Annotated in this window: 19 protein-coding genes; 16 read left to right on the top strand and 3 right to left on the bottom strand. The window is 68.5% G+C overall.

The features are described from left to right. Nucleotides 1-272 precede the first annotated feature (272 nt). Genes DSD19_RS13875 through DSD19_RS13865 form a run of 3 tightly spaced genes read left to right on the top strand, consistent with a single transcriptional unit; the run spans nucleotide 273 to nucleotide 2,802 of the window. A complete protein-coding gene (locus DSD19_RS13875) occupies nucleotides 273-1,592 on the top strand; it encodes a site-specific DNA-methyltransferase (protein ID WP_113670017.1) in 1,320 nt (439 codons plus the stop codon). Then, nucleotides 1,592-2,581 carry a DNA cytosine methyltransferase gene (locus DSD19_RS13870; protein ID WP_113670016.1) on the top strand — a complete coding sequence of 330 codons (990 nt, stop codon included), beginning with the start codon at nucleotides 1,592-1,594 and terminating at the stop codon, nucleotides 2,579-2,581. Before DSD19_RS13875 ends, DSD19_RS13870 begins: the two co-directional genes overlap by 1 nt. A gap of 14 nt (nucleotides 2,582-2,595) precedes the next feature. Then, the gene (locus tag DSD19_RS13865) at nucleotides 2,596-2,802 is read left to right on the top strand and encodes a hypothetical protein (RefSeq protein ID WP_371412609.1); all 207 of its coding nucleotides are present in this window, start codon (nucleotides 2,596-2,598) and stop codon (nucleotides 2,800-2,802) included. A 53-nt stretch (nucleotides 2,803-2,855) separates the two neighbouring features. On the opposite strand, the gene DSD19_RS13860 is transcribed toward DSD19_RS13865, so the two are convergent. Beyond that, nucleotides 2,856-3,425 carry a DUF3489 domain-containing protein gene (locus DSD19_RS13860; RefSeq protein WP_113670014.1) on the bottom strand — a complete coding sequence of 190 codons (570 nt, stop codon included), beginning with the start codon at nucleotides 3,423-3,425 and terminating at the stop codon, nucleotides 2,856-2,858. Nucleotides 3,426-3,520: 95 nt separating this feature from the next. Continuing rightward, entirely contained in the window at nucleotides 3,521-3,793 is a 273-nt protein-coding gene (locus DSD19_RS13855) for a hypothetical protein (protein WP_036751164.1), read from the bottom strand. Nucleotides 3,794-3,904: 111 nt separating this feature from the next. Between DSD19_RS13855 and DSD19_RS13850 the strand changes: the two genes are divergently transcribed. From DSD19_RS13850 to DSD19_RS13815, 8 genes are all read left to right on the top strand, one after another. After that, nucleotides 3,905-4,501 carry a hypothetical protein gene (locus DSD19_RS13850; RefSeq protein ID WP_109667485.1) on the top strand — a complete coding sequence of 199 codons (597 nt, stop codon included), beginning with the start codon at nucleotides 3,905-3,907 and terminating at the stop codon, nucleotides 4,499-4,501. After that, entirely contained in the window at nucleotides 4,449-6,455 is a 2,007-nt protein-coding gene (locus tag DSD19_RS13845) for a phage terminase large subunit family protein (RefSeq protein ID WP_207802468.1), read from the top strand. Before DSD19_RS13850 ends, DSD19_RS13845 begins: the two co-directional genes overlap by 53 nt. Before the next feature lie 2 nt (nucleotides 6,456-6,457). Beyond that, nucleotides 6,458-6,667: a phage head-tail joining protein gene (locus DSD19_RS13840; protein WP_092763720.1), complete on the top strand. Its 210-nt coding sequence runs from the start codon at nucleotides 6,458-6,460 to the stop codon at nucleotides 6,665-6,667. Further along, the gene (locus DSD19_RS13835; protein ID WP_113670013.1) at nucleotides 6,667-8,226 is read left to right on the top strand and encodes a phage portal protein; all 1,560 of its coding nucleotides are present in this window, start codon (nucleotides 6,667-6,669) and stop codon (nucleotides 8,224-8,226) included. The genes DSD19_RS13840 and DSD19_RS13835 overlap by 1 nt, the downstream gene beginning before the upstream one ends. A gap of 4 nt (nucleotides 8,227-8,230) precedes the next feature. Beyond that, nucleotides 8,231-10,282 carry a prohead protease/major capsid protein fusion protein gene (locus DSD19_RS13830; protein WP_113670012.1) on the top strand — a complete coding sequence of 684 codons (2,052 nt, stop codon included), beginning with the start codon at nucleotides 8,231-8,233 and terminating at the stop codon, nucleotides 10,280-10,282. A gap of 73 nt (nucleotides 10,283-10,355) precedes the next feature. After that, on the top strand, nucleotides 10,356-10,691 hold the full coding sequence (locus DSD19_RS13825; protein WP_113670011.1) for a DUF2190 family protein: 336 nt from the start codon (nucleotides 10,356-10,358) through the stop codon (nucleotides 10,689-10,691). Beyond that, the gene (locus DSD19_RS13820) at nucleotides 10,691-11,002 is read left to right on the top strand and encodes a hypothetical protein (RefSeq protein ID WP_113670010.1); all 312 of its coding nucleotides are present in this window, start codon (nucleotides 10,691-10,693) and stop codon (nucleotides 11,000-11,002) included. Before DSD19_RS13825 ends, DSD19_RS13820 begins: the two co-directional genes overlap by 1 nt. After that, nucleotides 10,999-11,628, top strand: a complete 630-nt coding sequence (locus DSD19_RS13815; RefSeq protein ID WP_113670009.1) for a DUF6441 family protein — start codon at nucleotides 10,999-11,001, stop codon at nucleotides 11,626-11,628. Before DSD19_RS13820 ends, DSD19_RS13815 begins: the two co-directional genes overlap by 4 nt. A 15-nt stretch (nucleotides 11,629-11,643) precedes the next feature. Here DSD19_RS13815 and DSD19_RS13810 read toward each other — a convergent pair whose 3' ends face one another. After that, nucleotides 11,644-12,573, bottom strand: a complete 930-nt coding sequence (locus tag DSD19_RS13810; RefSeq protein ID WP_113670008.1) for a LysR family transcriptional regulator ArgP — start codon at nucleotides 12,571-12,573, stop codon at nucleotides 11,644-11,646. A gap of 98 nt (nucleotides 12,574-12,671) precedes the next feature. Between DSD19_RS13810 and DSD19_RS13805 the strand changes: the two genes are divergently transcribed. From DSD19_RS13805 to DSD19_RS13785, 5 genes are all read left to right on the top strand, one after another. Beyond that, the gene (locus tag DSD19_RS13805; protein ID WP_113670007.1) at nucleotides 12,672-13,283 is read left to right on the top strand and encodes a LysE/ArgO family amino acid transporter; all 612 of its coding nucleotides are present in this window, start codon (nucleotides 12,672-12,674) and stop codon (nucleotides 13,281-13,283) included. 11 nt (nucleotides 13,284-13,294) lie between these two features. After that, the gene (locus DSD19_RS13800; protein ID WP_113670006.1) at nucleotides 13,295-13,930 is read left to right on the top strand and encodes a LysE family translocator; all 636 of its coding nucleotides are present in this window, start codon (nucleotides 13,295-13,297) and stop codon (nucleotides 13,928-13,930) included. A gap of 13 nt (nucleotides 13,931-13,943) precedes the next feature. After that, entirely contained in the window at nucleotides 13,944-14,840 is an 897-nt protein-coding gene (locus DSD19_RS13795; protein ID WP_113670005.1) for a dihydrodipicolinate synthase family protein, read from the top strand. 129 nt (nucleotides 14,841-14,969) lie between these two features. Beyond that, nucleotides 14,970-15,389, top strand: coding sequence for an acyl-CoA transferase (locus DSD19_RS13790; protein WP_113670004.1), 420 nt, complete (start codon nucleotides 14,970-14,972; stop codon nucleotides 15,387-15,389). A 24-nt stretch (nucleotides 15,390-15,413) separates the two neighbouring features. Beyond that, a complete protein-coding gene (locus DSD19_RS13785) occupies nucleotides 15,414-16,358 on the top strand; it encodes a phage tail tube protein (RefSeq protein ID WP_113670003.1) in 945 nt (314 codons plus the stop codon). Nucleotides 16,359-16,427 lie beyond the last annotated feature (69 nt).

Here is a 16,427-nt window from a genome sequence, read left to right as displayed (position 1 = left end):
GACGCCTGCGCACCCCTCGACCGAGTTCGCGGTTCCTTCTGCGCGACATTCGTATGCTGGCGGGCGAAGCGCGGGACTTCGCCAGCGTCAGGGCCGGATTTTTGGGAAGCCACCCAGAATCCGGATCTACCTGCATCCCGCACCAACCCCAATGAACGCTGGCCCCCGGGCCGGATACCCCGGACGCCGCCGGACTCCTTCTGGAGTCCAGCGCGGCATCCAGTGTCCGGAGTCCGGCCAGCATCCACCTGAACATCGGAAACCGCACGCCCATGACGCTGAGCTTCGCCCCCGAGCGGATCGAGATGTGGCAACTGTCGCGCCTGCAGCCCTACGCGAAAAACGCGAAGGCGCATGGCACCGACCAGGTCGCGAAGATCGCCGCCAGCATGGCCGAGTTCGGCTGGACCGTGCCGTGCCTCGTCGCCGAGGACGGGGAGCTGATCGCGGGCCACGGGCGCGTGCTGGCCGCCACGCAGCTCGGGCTGACTGAAGCGCCGGTGATCGTGCTGGGGCACCTGACCGAGGCGCAGCGGCGGGCCTACCGCATCGCGGACAACAAGCTGACGGAACTCGGCACCTGGGACGAGGCGCTGCTGTCGGCGGAGCTGAACGATCTGCTGGCCGAGGATTTCGACCTGTCGCTGGTCGGCTTCTCCGACGGCGAGCTCGACAAGCTGCTGGCCTACGTCGCGGAAGACAACGGGGACGAGGGTGGCGCCGGGGGCTCCGTCCCGCCGGTAACCATCCCCGAACCCCCTCGCAATCCTGCGTCGCGCACCGGCGATCTGTGGATCCTCGGCGACCATCGCCTCCTCTGCGGCGACAGCACCAGCGCGGCCGACGTGCGCCGCCTGATGAACGGCGAGCGGGCGATCCTGTTTGCGACGGACCCGCCGTATCTCGTCGACTACGACGGCTCGAACCACCCGACCCGGAACAAGGACTGGTCGGCGTCCTACGGCACGACCTGGGACGACAGTTCGCAGGGGGCCGAGCTTTACGACGGGTTCATCGCGGCCGCCGTGGCGGAAGCCATCGCCGATGATGCCGCCTGGTACTGCTGGCACGCCTCGCGCCGCCAGGCGATGCTGGAGGCTTGCTGGGAAAAGGCGGGCGCCTTCGTCCACCAACAGATCATCTGGGTGAAGGACCGGGGCGTGCTGACCCGGTCCCACTACCTCTGGAAGCACGAGCCCTGTTTCATGGGCTGGCGCCGCCCGAACCGCCCGCCGAAGGTGGCCGAGGAAACGCTGCCCTCGACATGGGCGCTGCCCAGCTTCGCCAAGGACGACCGGCCCGACCACCCTACGCCGAAACCGCTCGACGCCTTCGGCATCCCGATGCGCCAGCATGTGGCGCGCGGCGGGCTCTGCTACGAGCCGTTCTCCGGCTCCGGTTCACAGATCATGGCGGGCGAGGCCAACGGCCGCCGCGTCTTCGCGATGGAAATCAGCCCGGCCTATGTCGATGTCGCCGTGGAACGCTGGCAGGCCGAGACCGGTCGCGACGCGATCCTCGATAGCGATGGACGGACCTTCGCCGAGGTGAGAACCGAGCGGCTGGGCGACAAGGCCGACGCCGCAGCCTGATGGCCGTCTACTACAACGATGCCGATCCGGCGGCCTGCGCCTGGCTGCGGGAACTGATCGTGGCCGGGCTTCTGCCTGCCGGCGAGGTGGACGAGCGGTCCATCCTGGATGTGGAACCCGCCGAGCTGCGCGGCTTCGCGCAATGCCATTTCTTCGCCGGGATCGGCGGCTGGCCCTACGCGCTGCGCCTCGCAGGCGTGGCCGGGGAGCTGTCCGTCTGGACCGGCTCGCCGCCCTGCCAGCCGTTCAGCCAGGCCGGGCAGCGCAAGGGACAGGACGATGACCGCCACCTCGCCCCGGCCTTCCTGCGCCTCGTCGCAGCCTGCCGCCCCGAGCTCGTCTTCGGCGAGCAAGTCGCGAGCGCGGCAGTGCTCGGACCGGTTAGCGGCGCGGCTCGAACAACGACTGAAGGTGCGGCTGGCTGGGCGTGGTTCGACGCTCTGGCGACTGACCTGGAAGCGGCATCTTACGCCGTCGCAGCGGCCGATCTGCCGGCTGCGGGCATCGGCGCCCCGCATATCCGCCAGCGGCTCTTCTTCGGCGCTGTCGCCCTGGAGCCAGAGCCGGGCGGGTTGGGCGACGGCCTCGGCGAGGGATCACAAGGACGGATCGGAATGCCGGGCGGTGCCGATCAATGCGCTGCTCGGCCGACAGGTCTGGCTGGCGGGTTGGCCGACGGCGATGGCGGGCTCGCCCGCCACGAAGCGATACAACGCGGCAGGCAACACCGATGCGAGCCGCAGGACGGTGAAGCTAGTGGACTGGTCGATGGCGCCGACCCTGCCGGGGCCAATGCGACGGACGGTGTCTGGCGAGATCCTGACTGGCTCCTCTGCCGCGATGGCCGCTGGCGGCCCGTTGAGCCCGGAACATTCCCGCTGGCTGATGGGATACCCGGCCGCATGGGCCTGCTGCGGGGCTACGGCAATGCGATCGTGCCGCCGCTCGCGGCGGAATTCGTGACGGCGTTTCTGGAGAGCCTGCGATGAAGCAGAGCCGGACCATGTCGATGGTCGAGGCTGCGGCAAACGTTGTCGTCGGATACGGTTTGGCCATCGCCACGCAGATCGTCGTGTTCCCGTGGTTCGGGATCGAGACGGGTCTCGCGGAGCATCTGACCATCGGCCTCGCCTTCGTCGGCGTGTCGCTTGCGCGGGGCTATCTGCTGCGCAGGCTGTTCGAGGCGATCCGGATGCGGAGCGCAGAATGAGAAACCGCCGCCCAACGGGTGGCGGCGGTTTCTGTCCGTTTCGGTACCAAGCGTCAGTCACGTATGGCGTAGACGCGCCCCCTTCCGTCGACCTTCTCGGAGGTGATGGTCAGGCCAAGCTTCTTTTTCAGCGCGCCGGACATCGCGCCCCTCGCGGTGTGTGACAACCATCCCGTGGCGGCCACGATCTCGTCGAGGGTGGCTCCCCCGGGCGCGCGCAGCATGGCGATCAGCGTGGATTGCTTGGTGCCCTCGCGCGGCGTGCGCGTCTTGGGCGCGGCTTCGGGTCCGGTGGGAGCGTCCGGCGCGGGCTGCTCGGTCAGCGCGTCCGTCGCGCCCGCAGGCGCGGGGTTCGCGTCTTCGGGCTCGATCCCGATGGCGGCGAGGCCTGCGTCGGTGGCGACCAGCGTGACGCCGTGGCCGTCGCCGGTCTCGCGCCAGACGGGCTCGCCGTTGCGCATGTCCGCGTCGACCTCCTGCAGGAACCCTTTTGCGAGCATCGCGCCGACCACCTTGGCGGCGGCGGCGCCGCGCAGGCTTTCGGGCAGCGGCAGGGCGATGCGGTCCTCGCGCTGTGCGGCGCCGCTGAGGATGATGGCTTGGGTATCGGAAAGCTTGGTCATGGGGTCGTCTCCGTATTCGGGCCCGCGTCATGCAGCGCCTTCTACGACCCCGAGCCGCGAAGGGCGCGCGGCGGGAGTTCCGGCTGGGCCGGAGATCAGCGAGCGTGCTCGCCCTCGCCGAAGGCGCTGTCGGTAATGCGCTTCAGGAGGCTGGCGTAGTGTTCGAGGGTGCCGACCATGGCCCAGCCCGCCTCGTCGGGGGCGCAGTTGAAATGGTCGTCGCTGAGCGCCTGCAGGCGGGCGAGCATCTCGTCGATTTCGGCTTTTTTGCCGATGAAGGCTGCGAGCGCGGCTTCCTTGTTCCGGCGCGCCTTCTCGGCGCGGAGTTCGTGGCGCGGGGTGGTGATCGGGTTCAGGCGGGTGGTCATCGTGGTGGCTCCTTGGTGAGTTGCATCGCTTCGTTGGAGTGACGTTCGCTCCGGTCGCGACGCTTATCAACTCGATAAGCACATGATCTGTAATGATAGTCGGAGCCGTAGATGCAGGGCATGAGCGAGCGCCAGTACGCCGCGCATGTCGGCCTGTCGCGCGGTGCGATCCAGAAGGCGAAGACCGCCGAGCGGCTGGTCCTCTATCCCGACGGCAGCATCAACGCGGCCGCCAGCGACGCGCGGCGGGCGGAAACGACGGACCCGTCGAAGACGAGGAAGCCGCCCGCGCCGAAGCTGAAGCCTGTCCCCGAGGCGGCGGTGGCGGCCGTGGGCGACACGCTCCGCGAGCAGGGTCTGGCTGTTCCGGCCGTCGGCGGCGGCACGACATTCCTGCAGGCCAAGACGGCGAACGAGGTGCTGAAGGCGCAGGAGCGGCGCATCCGGCTCCAGAAGCTGAAGGGGGAGTTGATCGAGCGGGCCCGCGCGCTGGCGCTGGTGTTCCGCCTGGCGCGGGAGGAACGGGACGCGTGGGTGAACTGGCCCGCGCGCGCGGCGGCGCTGATGGCGGCCGAGCTTTCTGCCTCGTGCAGCGACGCGACAGGCCAGCAGATCACCGTGGAGCCAGCCGCGATGCAGAAGGTGCTGGAGAGACATGTACGCGCTCACCTCGACGAACTCGCCGAGGTCCGGCCCGACTTCCGGTGAGAGCGGCGATGGCCTGACGGACTTCGACGGCGCGGGCGAGATCCTGCGCGCCTGGGGCAACGGGCTGCGGCCCGACCCGGACCTGACCGTTTCGGAATGGGCGGACCGGCACCGGATGCTGTCGGGCCGCGCCTCGGCCGAGCCCGGGCGATACCGCACGGTGCGCACACCCTACATGCGCGAGATCATGGACCGGCTCTCACCCGGCGATCCCATGCAGCGGATCGTGTTCATGAAGGCCGCGCAGGTCGGTGCGACCGAGGCGGGCAACAACTGGATCGGGTTCGCCATCCACCAGGCGCCGGGCCCGATGCTGGCGGTCCAGCCGACGGTGGAACTGGCCAAGCGGAACTCGCGCCAGCGGATCGACCCGCTGATCGACGAAAGCCCGGAGCTGCGGGAGCGGATCAAACCGGCGCGCTCCCGCGACGCCGGCAACACGATGCTGTCCAAGGAGTTCGCGGGCGGCATCCTGATCATGACCGGCGCGAACTCGGCGGTCGGGCTGCGCTCGACCCCGGCGCGCTACATCTTCCTCGACGAGGTCGATGCCTATCCGGCTTCGGCCGACGAGGAAGGCGATCCGGTCACCCTAGCGGAAGCGCGGTCGCTGACCTTCGCCCACCGGCGCAAGGTGTTCCTGGTCTCGACCCCGACGATCCGGGGGCTGAGCCGGATCGAGCGGGAGTTCGAGGCGTCCGACCAGCGCCGGTTCTTCGTGCCGTGCCCGCACTGTGGCCATGCGCAATGGCTCAAGTTCGAACGGCTGCGCTGGCAGAAGGGCCGTCCCGAGACGGCGGAATATCACTGCGAGGGCTGCGACGCGGCAATCGCGGAGCACCACAAGACAGCGATGTTGGAGGGGGGCGAATGGCGGGCGACCGCCACGGCCGCCGATCCGACCACGGTCGGGTATCACCTCTCGGCGCTCTATTCGCCGATCGGCTGGCTGAGCTGGGAGCGGATCGTGCGGGCATGGGACGCGGCGCAGGGGTCGGACGAGGCGATCAAGGCGTTTCGCAACACGATCCTCGGCGAGACATGGGTCGAGACCGGCGAGGCTCCGGACTGGCAAAGGCTCTACGACCGTCGCGAGCGCTGGACATCCGGCACGGTGCCTGCGGGCGGGCTGTTCCTGACCGCCGGGGCGGATGTGCAGAAGGACCGGATCGAAGTCGATGTCTGGGCCTGGGGCCGTGGGCTGGAAAGCTGGCTGGTCGATCATGTCGTGATCGAAGGGGGTCCGGACCGGCACGACGCGTGGTCGGAACTGACCGCGCTGCTGGACAGGTCATGGCCGCATGAACGCGGCGCGCATCTGCGCATCGCGCGGCTCGCTATCGACACCGGCTACGAGGCCCCGGCGGTCTATTCCTGGTCGCGGGCGCAGGGGTTTGGGCAGGTCTCGCCCGTGAAGGGCGTCGAGGGGTTCAACCGCTCGAGCCCGGTCTCGGGGCCGACCTTCGTCGACGCGACCGAGGGCGGCAAACGCCTGCGGCGCGGGGCCCGGCTCTGGACCGTGGCGGTCTCGACCTTCAAGGCCGAGACCTACCGCTTCCTGCGGCTGGCGCGGCCGACCGAGGAGGATATGGCCGACGGGGCGGCATTCCCGCCCGGCTCGGTGCACCTGCCGCACTGGGTCGAAAACGAATGGCTGAAGCAGTTCGTGGCCGAGCAGCTGGTGACGGTGCGCACCAAGCGCGGCTTTGCCCGGCTGGAATGGCAGAAGCTGCGCGAGCGCAACGAGGCGCTGGACTGCCGGGTCTACGCCCGCGCCGCCGCCTGGATCGCGGGCGCGGATCGCTGGCCGGACGAGAAATGGCGCGACCTCGAGGATCAGCTCGGGGCCGCCCCCACCGACACCGATCCCGCCGGGCAGATCAACAGGCCGGGACAGGCCCCGCAGGGCAAGCGCCGCTCCGACTGGCTCGGAAGGCGCGGAGGATGGTTCTGAACATGACCGACTGGACGGAAACCGAGCTCTCGGCGCTGCGCCGGGCCTATGCCAGCGGGACGACCCGGGTCAGCTACGATGGCAAGTCCGTCGACTACGGCTCGGCCGAGGACCTGCTGGCCCGGATCCGGACCATCGAGCGCGCCATCGTGGGCACGACCCGGCCGCTGCCGGTCGCCGGGCTGGCAGGCTTCTCGCGCGGGGATCGCTGATGTCGGCGACCTGGTTCGACCACGCCATCGCCACGGTGGCGCCGCGCATGGCCGCGCGCCGCGTGATGGCGCGTCAGGCGTTTGAGACGCTGACGCGCGGATATGATGGCGCCGAACGCGGGCGGCGGACCGAGGGGTGGCGCGCTCCCGGATCCTCTGCCGACACCGAGATCGGCGTGGCCGGAGCCCTGTTGCGCGACCGGATGCGCGATCTCGTCCGCAACAACCCGCATGCGGCCAAGGCGGTTGCGGTGCTGGTCAATAACATCATCGGCGCGGGGATCATGCCGCGCGCTGCCAGCGGCGACGACACGCTCGACCGGAAGGTCGACGCGCTCTTCGAGCGCTGGACGGCGGAGTGCGACGCCGACGGCCAGCTCGACTTCTACGGGCTGCAGACGCTGATCTGCCGCGAGATGGTCGAGGCAGGCGAGGTCCTGGTGCGTCGCCGGCTGCGGCGCGCGAGCGACGGACTGCCGGTGCCGCTGCAGCTGCAGGTGCTGGAGGCCGACTTCCTCGACGCCACGAAATCCGGCGCCCTCGGCGCGGGGCGGTTGGTCCAAGGGATCGAGTTCGACCCGGTCGGCAAGCGGCGGGCCTACTGGCTCCATGCCGAGCATCCGGGCGACGCCTATGGCGCCTTGCAGAACGGGTTGCAGAGCCGCCCCGTCCCGGCGACCGAGATCGCCCATGTCTACGAGAAGCAGCGCACGCAGGCGCGCGGCGTGCCCTGGGGCGCGCCGGTGATCCGCAGCTTGCGCGATCTCGACGATTACGAGGTGGCCGAGCTGGTCCGCAAGAAGACCGAGGCCTGCGTCACCGCCATCGTCTTCGGCGACGACGAGGCGCAACAGGGCATCGCGCCGTCGGTGGTCGACGCCGATGGCAACCGGGTCGAGCAGTTCGAGCCGGGGCTGATCGCCTATGCCCGTGGCGGCAAGGACATCCGCTTCAACCAGCCGTCGGCCACCGGCGGCTACGGCGAATACAAGCGGGCCAGCCTGCACACGATCTCGGCCGGGTTCCGCGTGCCCTATGAATTGCTGACCGGGGACCTCTCCCAAGTGAACTATTCCTCGATCCGGGCGGGCCTCGTCGAGTTTCGCCGCCAGATCGACGCGGTGCAGTGGCAGCTGTTCATTCCGATGTTCTGTGCGCCGGTCTGGCGCTGGTTCACCGAGGCCGCATGGACGGCGGGGCAGATCCCGTCGCCGATTGTGCCGGTGGAATGGTCGCCGCCGAAGTTCGAAGCGGTCGATCCGCAGAAGGACGCGATGGCGAACCTGCTGTCGATCCGCTCGGGCACAATGACTCTCGCCGAGGTGATTGCGCGGCAGGGCCGCAACCCTGACGCGGTGCTGGCCGAGATCGCCGCGACCAACGCCAAGCTCGACGCGCTGGGGCTGGTGCTCGACAGCGACCCGCGGCGGGTGACCAAGACCGGCAGCGCGCAGACCAGCGATCCGGCGACCGATCCGGCCGACGACGAAACGGACACCGGCGACCCGACTGCCGAAGCGGATGAAACCGACCCGGCGCAGGCCGACCAACAGGACTGACCTCATGGACACGATGATCGAATTGCCGGCCATGCGCCGGTCGGCGGAGCTTGCGCCGAACACGGCCGATGCCGACAGCCGCACCGTCGAGGTGGTCTGGTCGGCCGGGGCGCGCGTTCGTCGCGCGACCTTCTTCGGCGAGCCCTATGACGAGGAACTGAGCCTCGATCCGGCCCATGTCCGGCTCGAGCGGCTGAACGCGGGCGCGCCGTTTCTGAAGGTGCACGAGCTCGACACGCTCGACGCGGTGATCGGCTCGGTCGTGCCGGGATCGGCGCGGATCGAGAACGGGCGCGGGATCGCGCTGGTGCGGATCAGCGAGCGTGCCGATGTCGAGCCGATCTGGCGCGACATCCAGGCGGGCCACATCCGGGCGGTCTCCATCGGTTACCAGGTCCACCGCTTCGAGGTCTCCAAGCCAGAGGCCGCGCGCGAACTCTGGCGCGCGGTGGACTGGACGCCGTTCGAGGTCTCCGCCGTCGCGGTCGGCGCCGACCCCGCCGCAGGCTTCCGCGCCCAGCACCCCCTTCACGACTGCGTCCTCCACCGCCGGGACGCCCCCAGAGAGCAAGGAGCATCCCCGATGACGGACAAGACCCAGACCCCGGCGAGCGACGCCGCACCCGCCACCACCCAGCCGACCGAGCCGGTCGAAACCGAGGACACCACCATGACCGAGCCGAAATCGGCTGCGCCCGACCCGATAGTCGCGGCCAGCGAGACCCGCAGCCAGCCGACGACGCAGGCAACTTCCGCGCCCGACACGGAAGCGGTCGCCACCCGCGCCCGCGAGGCCGAGCGCGACCGCGTCTCCACCATTTACGATCTGGCCGGGCGGCTGAACCTCGAGCGCGGCTTCGCCGAGGATCTGGTCAAGCGCGGCGTGAGCGTGGACGAGTCCCGCCGCCTGATCCTCGATCAGGTCGCGGCGAAGTCGGACGAGACACGGACCTTCCCCCATGTCTCCGTCCCGCTCGGCGGTAGGGACGAGCGCATCACCCGCCGTGACGCGGTGGCGAATGCGCTGCTGCACCGCTACAGCCCGACGCTGTTCCAGCTCGAGGACGCCGCCCGGCAGTATCGCGGCATGACGCTGCTGGAACTGGCCCGCGAAAGCCTCGGCAATGCTGGCGTGAACACGCGGGGCCTGTCGCGCGACGAGGTGGCGACGCGCGCGCTGCACTCGACCTCGGACTTCCCCGAGATCCTGTCGGCCGTCACCAACAAGACCCTGCGGCAGGCCTACGAGGCCTATCCCCGCACCTTCATGCTGTTCTGCCGCCAGGTGCTCGCGACCGACTTCAAGGCCATGCACCGGGTCCAGCTGGGGGAGGCGCCGCAGCTGCTGGAAGTCGGCGAGAGCGGCGAGTTCAAGCGCGGGACGCTTGGCGAGAGCAAGGAGAGCTACAAGGTCAAGACCTATGGCCGGGTGGTAGCGATCACCCGCCAGACGCTGATCAACGACGATCTCGACGCCTTCACCCGGATCCCGGCGATGTACGGCAACTCCATCGCTCAGCTGGAGTCCGACGTGGTCTGGGGCATCATCACCGCCAACCCGGCGATGGCCGATGGCAACGCGCTGTTCCACACCACGCACAAGAACCTGGCTGGCACCGGCACGGCGCTGGCGGTGGATGCGGTGGGCGCAGCCCGAGCGGCGATGGCCAAGCAGACCGGCCTTGACAAGAAGACGGTGCTGAACGTTCGGCCCGCTTTCCTGATCGTGCCCGCCTCGCTGGAACTGAAGGCCGAGCAGCTGGTCGCCCAGAACCTTGTGCCCGCCGCGACGGCCAGCGTGGTGCCGCAATCGATCCGCACCCTCGCGCCGATCAGCGAGCCGCGGCTGGATGCGAACAGCGAGACCGCCTGGTATCTGGCGGCCAGCCCGAACCAGATCGACACCATCGAGTACGCCTATCTCGAGGGTCAGCAGGGCGCCTACATCGAGACGCGCAACGGCTTCGACGTCGACGGGGTCGAGATCAAGTGCCGCCTCGACTTCGGCGCCAAGGCCATCGACTGGCGTGGCCTCTACAAGAACCCGGGCGCGTAACGCCCCCATCCTGAACCCTGACATGCGGGCGGTCCAATCGGGCCGCCCTTCGTCATTCCAAGAGGATCACCCCATGAAAAACTTCGTCCAGCCCGGCAACACAATCACCCTGACCGCGCCCTATGCTGTCGCCTCCGGCGATGGCCTGCTCGTCGGCTCGATCTTCGGCATCGCCGCCGGAGCGGCCGCCCTCGGCGAAACCGTCGAGACCGCGCTCGTCGGGGTCTTCGACATCACCAAAGTCGGCTCGCAAGCCTGGACCGTCGGCGCCAAGGTCTACTGGGACGACACCAACAAGCGCTGCACCACGGTCGCGACCGACAACACTCTCGTCGGCGTGGCCGTCGAGGCAGTGGCGAGCGGTGCGGGCGACACCATCGGCCGGGTGCGGCTGAACGCGACGTTCTGATGAGCGCCTTCGCCGCCGCGCTCAGTGCACTCTTCGCCGATCCGAACGTCGGCCGGGACGCGGTCTACATCGCCGACGGCGGCGCGCCCGTTCTGGTGCGTGCCGTCGCCCGGCGCGCGGATGCCATATCGGACTTCGGCGATGCGCGGCTCTGGTCCGAGACCACCCGGATCGATCTGCGCGTGGCCGAGGTGGCGAACCCGCGTCCCGGCGACCGGATCGAAATCGACGGGGACGCCTTCCTCATTCAGGGCGAGCCGGTCCGTGACCGCGAGCGGCTGGTCTGGACCGTCGATCTGAGGCCCGCATGAGGCTGAAGCTCGACATTGATCCCGACATCGTCGCGATGATGGAGGCGGAGGTTGCGGCGGGCGAACGCGCCGTCACCTCTGCAATGCGCGAGGCCGGGACCGGGTTGAAGTCGGCTTGGCGATTGCAGATCACCGGCGCAGGGCTCGGCACACGGCTCGCCAATTCGATCCGGAGCCAGAACTTCCCCAGGTCGGGCGAGAGCCTCGACGCCGCGGCGCTGGTCTGGTCGAAGGCCCCGGTCATCGTGGGCGCGCATGACACCGGCCCGCTGATCCGGTCGAAGAACGGCTTCTGGCTGGCGATCCCGCTGCCCGCCGCAGGCAAGTCCCTGCGCGGCGGTCGGATTACGCCCGACGAATGGGAGCGGCGCCGCGGGCTGCGCCTGCGCTTCGTCTATCGCCGCACGGGCCCGAGCCTGCTGGTGGCGGAGGGGCGGCTCAACACGAAGGGCCAAGCGGTGGTGTCCCGCTCGAAGACCGGGCGCGGCAAGGTCACCGCGCCGATCTTCCTGCTGGTGCCGCAGGTCAAGCTGCCGAAGCGGCTGGACCTGGCGCGGGATGCGGAGCGCGCAGTGGACGGTGTGCCCGGGCTGATCGTGGCAAATTGGATTGAGGATAGATTGTGATGTCTGCTGTCCGGGCTATTCCGCAGCGCCTTGCGGGTCTCTTTCGCGCGACTCGAGATCGCGCCGCGCCACGGCGAGTATTGATCGGGACAGCTCGTGAAGTTGGTCGGCAGCCAATCGGTTGATCTGCCAGAACAGGCGTCGCTCCAGGACCTTGCCGGGCACAAGCTCGACAAGCTCACCGCGGTCCAGATGGTGCCTCGCGAGCTGGAACGGGTTGAGCGCCCATCCCATGCCGGCGAGGCTTCCTTCAAGGAAGCTCTGCGTCGAGGGGAGCCAGTGGGTGGGGAAGGCGAGATCGTGCCCGAAGACCTCTCGAGCCCAGACATTCTGAAGCCGGTCCTTCTGGTTGAAGGTGAGAGCAGGCGCACGCTGGAAAGCCTCCTCCGTGAGACCTTGCGGGAAGTATCGCGCCATGAAGTCGGGACTAGCCGTAGCCAGGTAGCTGAGCGATCCGAGGGACGTGACCCGACATCCCTGCACGGGTCTTTCCAGCGAGGTAACGGCGGCAAGTACCCGGCCGCGTCGCAGCCAGTCCGCTGTATGGTCCTCGTCGTCGATCGCGACGTTCACGAGGTAGTCGGTGGTCTTCGTGAAGGAGGCGATGGCCTCGAGAAACCAGGTCCCGAGACTGTCGGCGTTCGTGGCCACGTTAACGGTTACCCACTGAGCGGCTCCTTCGGAGCCGGAGAACTCGGGCAACTGCTCCATGAGGTCCTTCTCGAGCATGCCAACGCAGTCCATGTGCCGGCAAAGCGCGAGGCCCTTGTCCGTGGCCGTGCAGGGCGTGCCTCGTTCGATGAGCACCGCGCCGAGGCGCTCTTCGAGATGCTTGACGCGCTGCGAGATGGCAGACGGCGTCACATGGAGTGATGCCGCAGCCCGTTCGAAACTCCCGGTCCTGACGACCGCGGCAACGGCGCGGAGGGCCGCGTAGTCGATCATGATTCAGTTTTCCTTCATCAGGCTCAGCAGCCTTAATTTGTCTAATCCGTCATATCATCGTAGCTCAAGGCGAAACCCTTCGAATGGGACGCCCGCCAATGGACCTCGCCGTTTTCTTCACCGGAATGATGATGAGCCTCAGCCTCATCGTGGCCATCGGAGCGCAGAACGCCTTCGTGCTGCGGCAAGGTTTGCGCGGCGAACATGTCCTCCCCGTCTGTCTGGCCTGCGCGATCTCGGACGCGATCCTCATCACCGTGGGCGTGACCAGCTTCCGTAGCGTCTCGGAGTGGTTGCCCTGGCTCGAGCCTGTGATGCGCTACGGCGGCGCCGCCTTCCTGGTCTGGTATGGCCTGAAGAGCCTTCGCTCGGCGCTGCGCTCTAACGAGGCGCTGGCGGCTGATGTCTCGCTGGCGACGACCGATCTTTTCCGCACGCTGGTCGCCTGCCTCGCCATCACCTGGCTGAACCCGCATGTGTATCTCGACACGGTCATCCTGCTGGGCACCATCTCCACCCAGTTCACGGACAGCCAAGGGTCCTTCGCGATCGGCGCGATCCTCGGATCGTTCGTCTTCTTCTTCGCCCTCGGCTACGGTGCCATCAAACTGCGCCCGGTGTTCGAGCGACCGGCGGCCTGGCGCATTCTCGAAACGCTCATCGCGCTGGTGATGTGGCTTATCGCCTTCAAGTTGCTGGCCGGAACCTGAGAGTATCCTCGATGGAGAACATCAACCATCTGCTCGTCGTCTTCATCGCCTACGTGATTGCGGCCGGAAGCCCCGGTCCGAGCACCCTTCGGATCATGGGTGTGGCGATGAACCATGGTCGGCAGGCTGGGCTGGCGCTGGCCGCGGGCGTCATCTCCGGATCGCTGTTCTGGGGGCTGTCTGCGGCCACTGGTGTTTCCGCGTTGCTCGCGCGCTATGCCGAGGCCCTGATCGTCCTGAAGGTCTTCGGCGGCATATATCTGCTCTACCTCGCGGTGCGTGCCGCCCGAAACGCGATGACGCCCGACACCGCGCCCTCAACCGGCCCCGCACGAGCTAATACTCCTCCGTCCCCTGCCGCCCTCTATCGCCATGGATTGATCATGCATCTGGCCAACCCGAAGGCCGTGCTGGCCTGGATCGCCCTCGTGACGCTCGGCCTGGGCGCCGAGGCGTCCTGGCATGACGTGGCCACCATTCTGGCAGGCTGCGCGGTCCTGAGTGTGACGATCTTCGGCGGCTACGCGATCGTGTTCTCGACGGCGCCGATGATCAGCCTCTACCGCCGCGCCCGGCGCGGAATCGAAGGCGTCCTGGCCGTCTTCTTCGGGTTGGCCGGCCTGCGCCTGCTATCTTCACGCGTTTGAGGGAGATGCTCGGATGAACTTGTTTACAGGCCTCTCAGCCTTTCCTCTCACGCCCACCGACGAAGAAGGGCAGCTGGAGCCCAAGCTTCTGCAACGCTTCCTCGAGCGCATCGTGGCAGCAGGTGCGGATTCCATCGGGCTCCTCGGCAGCACCGGCGGATACGCCTACCTGACGCCGGAGGCGCGCAAGCGCACGCTGCGGGCCGCCGTGGAGTGCGTGGCGGGCCGGACGCCGCTCATCATCGGTGTCGGCGCCCTTACGACCGATGTCGCCGAGGACCTCGCGCGAGACGCCCGAAAAGCCGGCGCAGACGGCCTGCTTCTCGCGCCCATGTCCTACCAACCGCTGACCGACGACGAGGTCTTCCGGCATTTCGAGGCCGTCGCCGCGGCCGGCGAGCTGCCGCTGTGCATCTACAACAACCCGGGCACCACGAAATTCACCTTCAGCCCGGACCTTATCGCGCGCGTCGCCAGGATCCCGAACGTGGCCGCCGTGAAGATGCCGCTACCGGCGGACGGAGACTATGCCACCGAGCTGCGTCGCTTGCAGGAGAGGACTCCGGAGGGTTTCGCCATCGGCTACAGCGGCGACTGGGGCGCAAAGGACGCGCTGCTCGCCGGTGGCGCCTGCTGGTACAGCGTCGTGGCCGGTCTCCTGCCGGAGCCCGCCGTGGCGCTCACCCGCGCTGCGCAGTCCGGAGATGCGGCCGAGGCCGATCGCATCGACTGCGCCTTTGGCCCCCTTTGGGCGCTCTTCCGTGAGTTCGGGAGCTTCCGGGTGATGTTCGCCATCGCTGAGGTTCTCGGTTATGGGCGTCTCACTCCGCCGCGTCCGGTCCTCCCGCTGGAGGAACCAAACCGGCAAAGGGTCGAGTTGACCTTGCGTTCGCTTCTCGATGCCGTCTGAGGCCTGAGAGACCAATCGTTCAGGCGGTCGTCTGACCGGTCGCCACCGTTTCGGACATGATCCATTTGGCGATGCGGCAAGCCGGAACTGGTCGAAACCGTCTCTGTACTCGCGGCCTGGCAGGAAATCATGCCCACCCCACGCGAAACCATCCTCACCGCGCTGCACGCGCGGCTCTCGGCGCTGCCCGCCACGGCCCTGCGCGGTGAGGTGCTGCCCGAACGTATCCCGAGCGAGGGGCTGCTGATCCTGCGCGATGGCGAGCCGGGCGAACCTGAGGTGACGCTGTCGCCCCTGCGCTACCACTACCAGCACCGCGCCGAGATCGAGGCGGTCGTACAGGGCGCCGACCGTGACGCCGCCTTCGACACGCTGACCGCCAGCGTAGGCACGGCACTCGCCGCCGACCGCACGCTGGGCGGGCTCTGCGACTGGGTCGAGGCGGAAGCGCCGCGCCCGGTCGATCTGCCGGTCGAGGGCGCGGCCAGCCTGAAGGCCGCCGTGATCCCGGTGGTGCTGCACTATTCCACGGCCGATCCGCTGGCCTGATCCCGACAATCCGAGGAGAACACCATGGCACGAGCCCAGGGGGCGCGGGCGCTGATGGCGCTTGCGTTCGAAACGACCTATGGAACGCCGCCCGCGAGCGGCTTCACCCGCATGCCCTTCGCCAGCACCTCGCTCGGCGCGGAGCAGCCGCTGCTGAACTCGGAGCTTCTCGGGTACGGCCGCGATCCGCTGGCGCCGATCAAGGACGCGGTGACAGCCGACGGCGATGTCGTCGTGCCGCTCGACGCCGAGGCCTTCGGCTTCTGGCTGAAAGCGGCCTTCGGCGCGCCGACGACCACGGGCGTCGAGGCCCCGTACACCCACGAGTTCCAGTCGGGGTCCTGGACGCTGCCCAGCATGTCGATCGAGACCGGCATGCCCGAGGTGCCCCGCTATGCGATGTACTCGGGCTGCGTGCTCGACCAGATCACCTGGCAGATGCAGCGCTCGGGGTTGCTGACCGCGACGGCGCGGCTGGTCGCGCAGGGCGAGACGGTCGGGACCACGACGAGCGCGGGAACACCGGCCGCGCTGGAGCTGAAGCGCTTCGGCCACTTCAACGGGGCGATCACCCGCAATGGCACCGCCCTCGGCAACGTGGTCTCGGCCGAGATCACCTATGCCAACAACCTCGACCGGATCGAGACGATCCGCTCGGACGGGCGCATCGACGGAGCGGACCCGTCCATCGCCGCGCTGACCGGCCGGATCGAGGTGCGCTTCGCCGACCAGACGCTGGTGACGCAGGCCATCAACGGCGAGGCCTGCGAGATGGAATTCGCCTACATCCTCCCCTCCGGCGAGAGCTTCACCTTCACCGTGCACGCCGTCTATCTGCCGCGACCGCGGATCGAGATTTCCGGGCCGCAGGGCGTCCAGGCGACCTTCGACTGGCAGGCCGCCCGCGACAGCGTGGTCGGCCGGATGTGTACCGCCACCCTCGTGAATGATGTGGAGACGTTGTCTTAAGAATACCCCCGGTTCCCGTGCGATACGGGAGCCGCTGTCCGGCACCTCAAATATGCCGGACAGCGGCGG

It is taken from the genome of Rhodovulum sp. BSW8 (assembly GCF_003314725.1).
GTDB classification, from domain to species: Bacteria; Pseudomonadota; Alphaproteobacteria; order Rhodobacterales; family Rhodobacteraceae; genus Rhodovulum; species Rhodovulum visakhapatnamense.
This window is presented reverse-complemented; position numbering and strand designations above follow the sequence as displayed.

What these genes read in the sequence shown, in the direction of transcription:
- DSD19_RS13875 (WP_113670017.1), top strand. Translation starts at nt 273, where the DNA reads ATGACGCTGAGCTTCGCCCCCGAGCGGATCGAGATGTGGCAACTGTCG.
- DSD19_RS13870 (WP_113670016.1), top strand. Translation starts at nt 1,592, where the DNA reads ATGGCCGTCTACTACAACGATGCCGATCCGGCGGCCTGCGCCTGGCTG.
- DSD19_RS13865 (WP_371412609.1), top strand. Translation starts at nt 2,596, where the DNA reads ATGTCGATGGTCGAGGCTGCGGCAAACGTTGTCGTCGGATACGGTTTG.
- DSD19_RS13860 (WP_113670014.1), bottom strand. Translation starts at nt 3,425, where the DNA reads ATGACCAAGCTTTCCGATACCCAAGCCATCATCCTCAGCGGCGCCGCA.
- DSD19_RS13855 (WP_036751164.1), bottom strand. Translation starts at nt 3,793, where the DNA reads ATGACCACCCGCCTGAACCCGATCACCACCCCGCGCCACGAACTCCGC.
- DSD19_RS13850 (WP_109667485.1), top strand. Translation starts at nt 3,905, where the DNA reads ATGCAGGGCATGAGCGAGCGCCAGTACGCCGCGCATGTCGGCCTGTCG.
- DSD19_RS13845 (WP_207802468.1), top strand. Translation starts at nt 4,449, where the DNA reads ATGTACGCGCTCACCTCGACGAACTCGCCGAGGTCCGGCCCGACTTCC.
- DSD19_RS13840 (WP_092763720.1), top strand. Translation starts at nt 6,458, where the DNA reads ATGACCGACTGGACGGAAACCGAGCTCTCGGCGCTGCGCCGGGCCTAT.
- DSD19_RS13835 (WP_113670013.1), top strand. Translation starts at nt 6,667, where the DNA reads ATGTCGGCGACCTGGTTCGACCACGCCATCGCCACGGTGGCGCCGCGC.
- DSD19_RS13830 (WP_113670012.1), top strand. Translation starts at nt 8,231, where the DNA reads ATGGACACGATGATCGAATTGCCGGCCATGCGCCGGTCGGCGGAGCTT.
- DSD19_RS13825 (WP_113670011.1), top strand. Translation starts at nt 10,356, where the DNA reads ATGAAAAACTTCGTCCAGCCCGGCAACACAATCACCCTGACCGCGCCC.
- DSD19_RS13820 (WP_113670010.1), top strand. Translation starts at nt 10,691, where the DNA reads ATGAGCGCCTTCGCCGCCGCGCTCAGTGCACTCTTCGCCGATCCGAAC.
- DSD19_RS13815 (WP_113670009.1), top strand. Translation starts at nt 10,999, where the DNA reads ATGAGGCTGAAGCTCGACATTGATCCCGACATCGTCGCGATGATGGAG.
- DSD19_RS13810 (WP_113670008.1), bottom strand. Translation starts at nt 12,573, where the DNA reads ATGATCGACTACGCGGCCCTCCGCGCCGTTGCCGCGGTCGTCAGGACC.
- DSD19_RS13805 (WP_113670007.1), top strand. Translation starts at nt 12,672, where the DNA reads ATGGACCTCGCCGTTTTCTTCACCGGAATGATGATGAGCCTCAGCCTC.
- DSD19_RS13800 (WP_113670006.1), top strand. Translation starts at nt 13,295, where the DNA reads ATGGAGAACATCAACCATCTGCTCGTCGTCTTCATCGCCTACGTGATT.
- DSD19_RS13795 (WP_113670005.1), top strand. Translation starts at nt 13,944, where the DNA reads ATGAACTTGTTTACAGGCCTCTCAGCCTTTCCTCTCACGCCCACCGAC.
- DSD19_RS13790 (WP_113670004.1), top strand. Translation starts at nt 14,970, where the DNA reads ATGCCCACCCCACGCGAAACCATCCTCACCGCGCTGCACGCGCGGCTC.
- DSD19_RS13785 (WP_113670003.1), top strand. Translation starts at nt 15,414, where the DNA reads ATGGCACGAGCCCAGGGGGCGCGGGCGCTGATGGCGCTTGCGTTCGAA.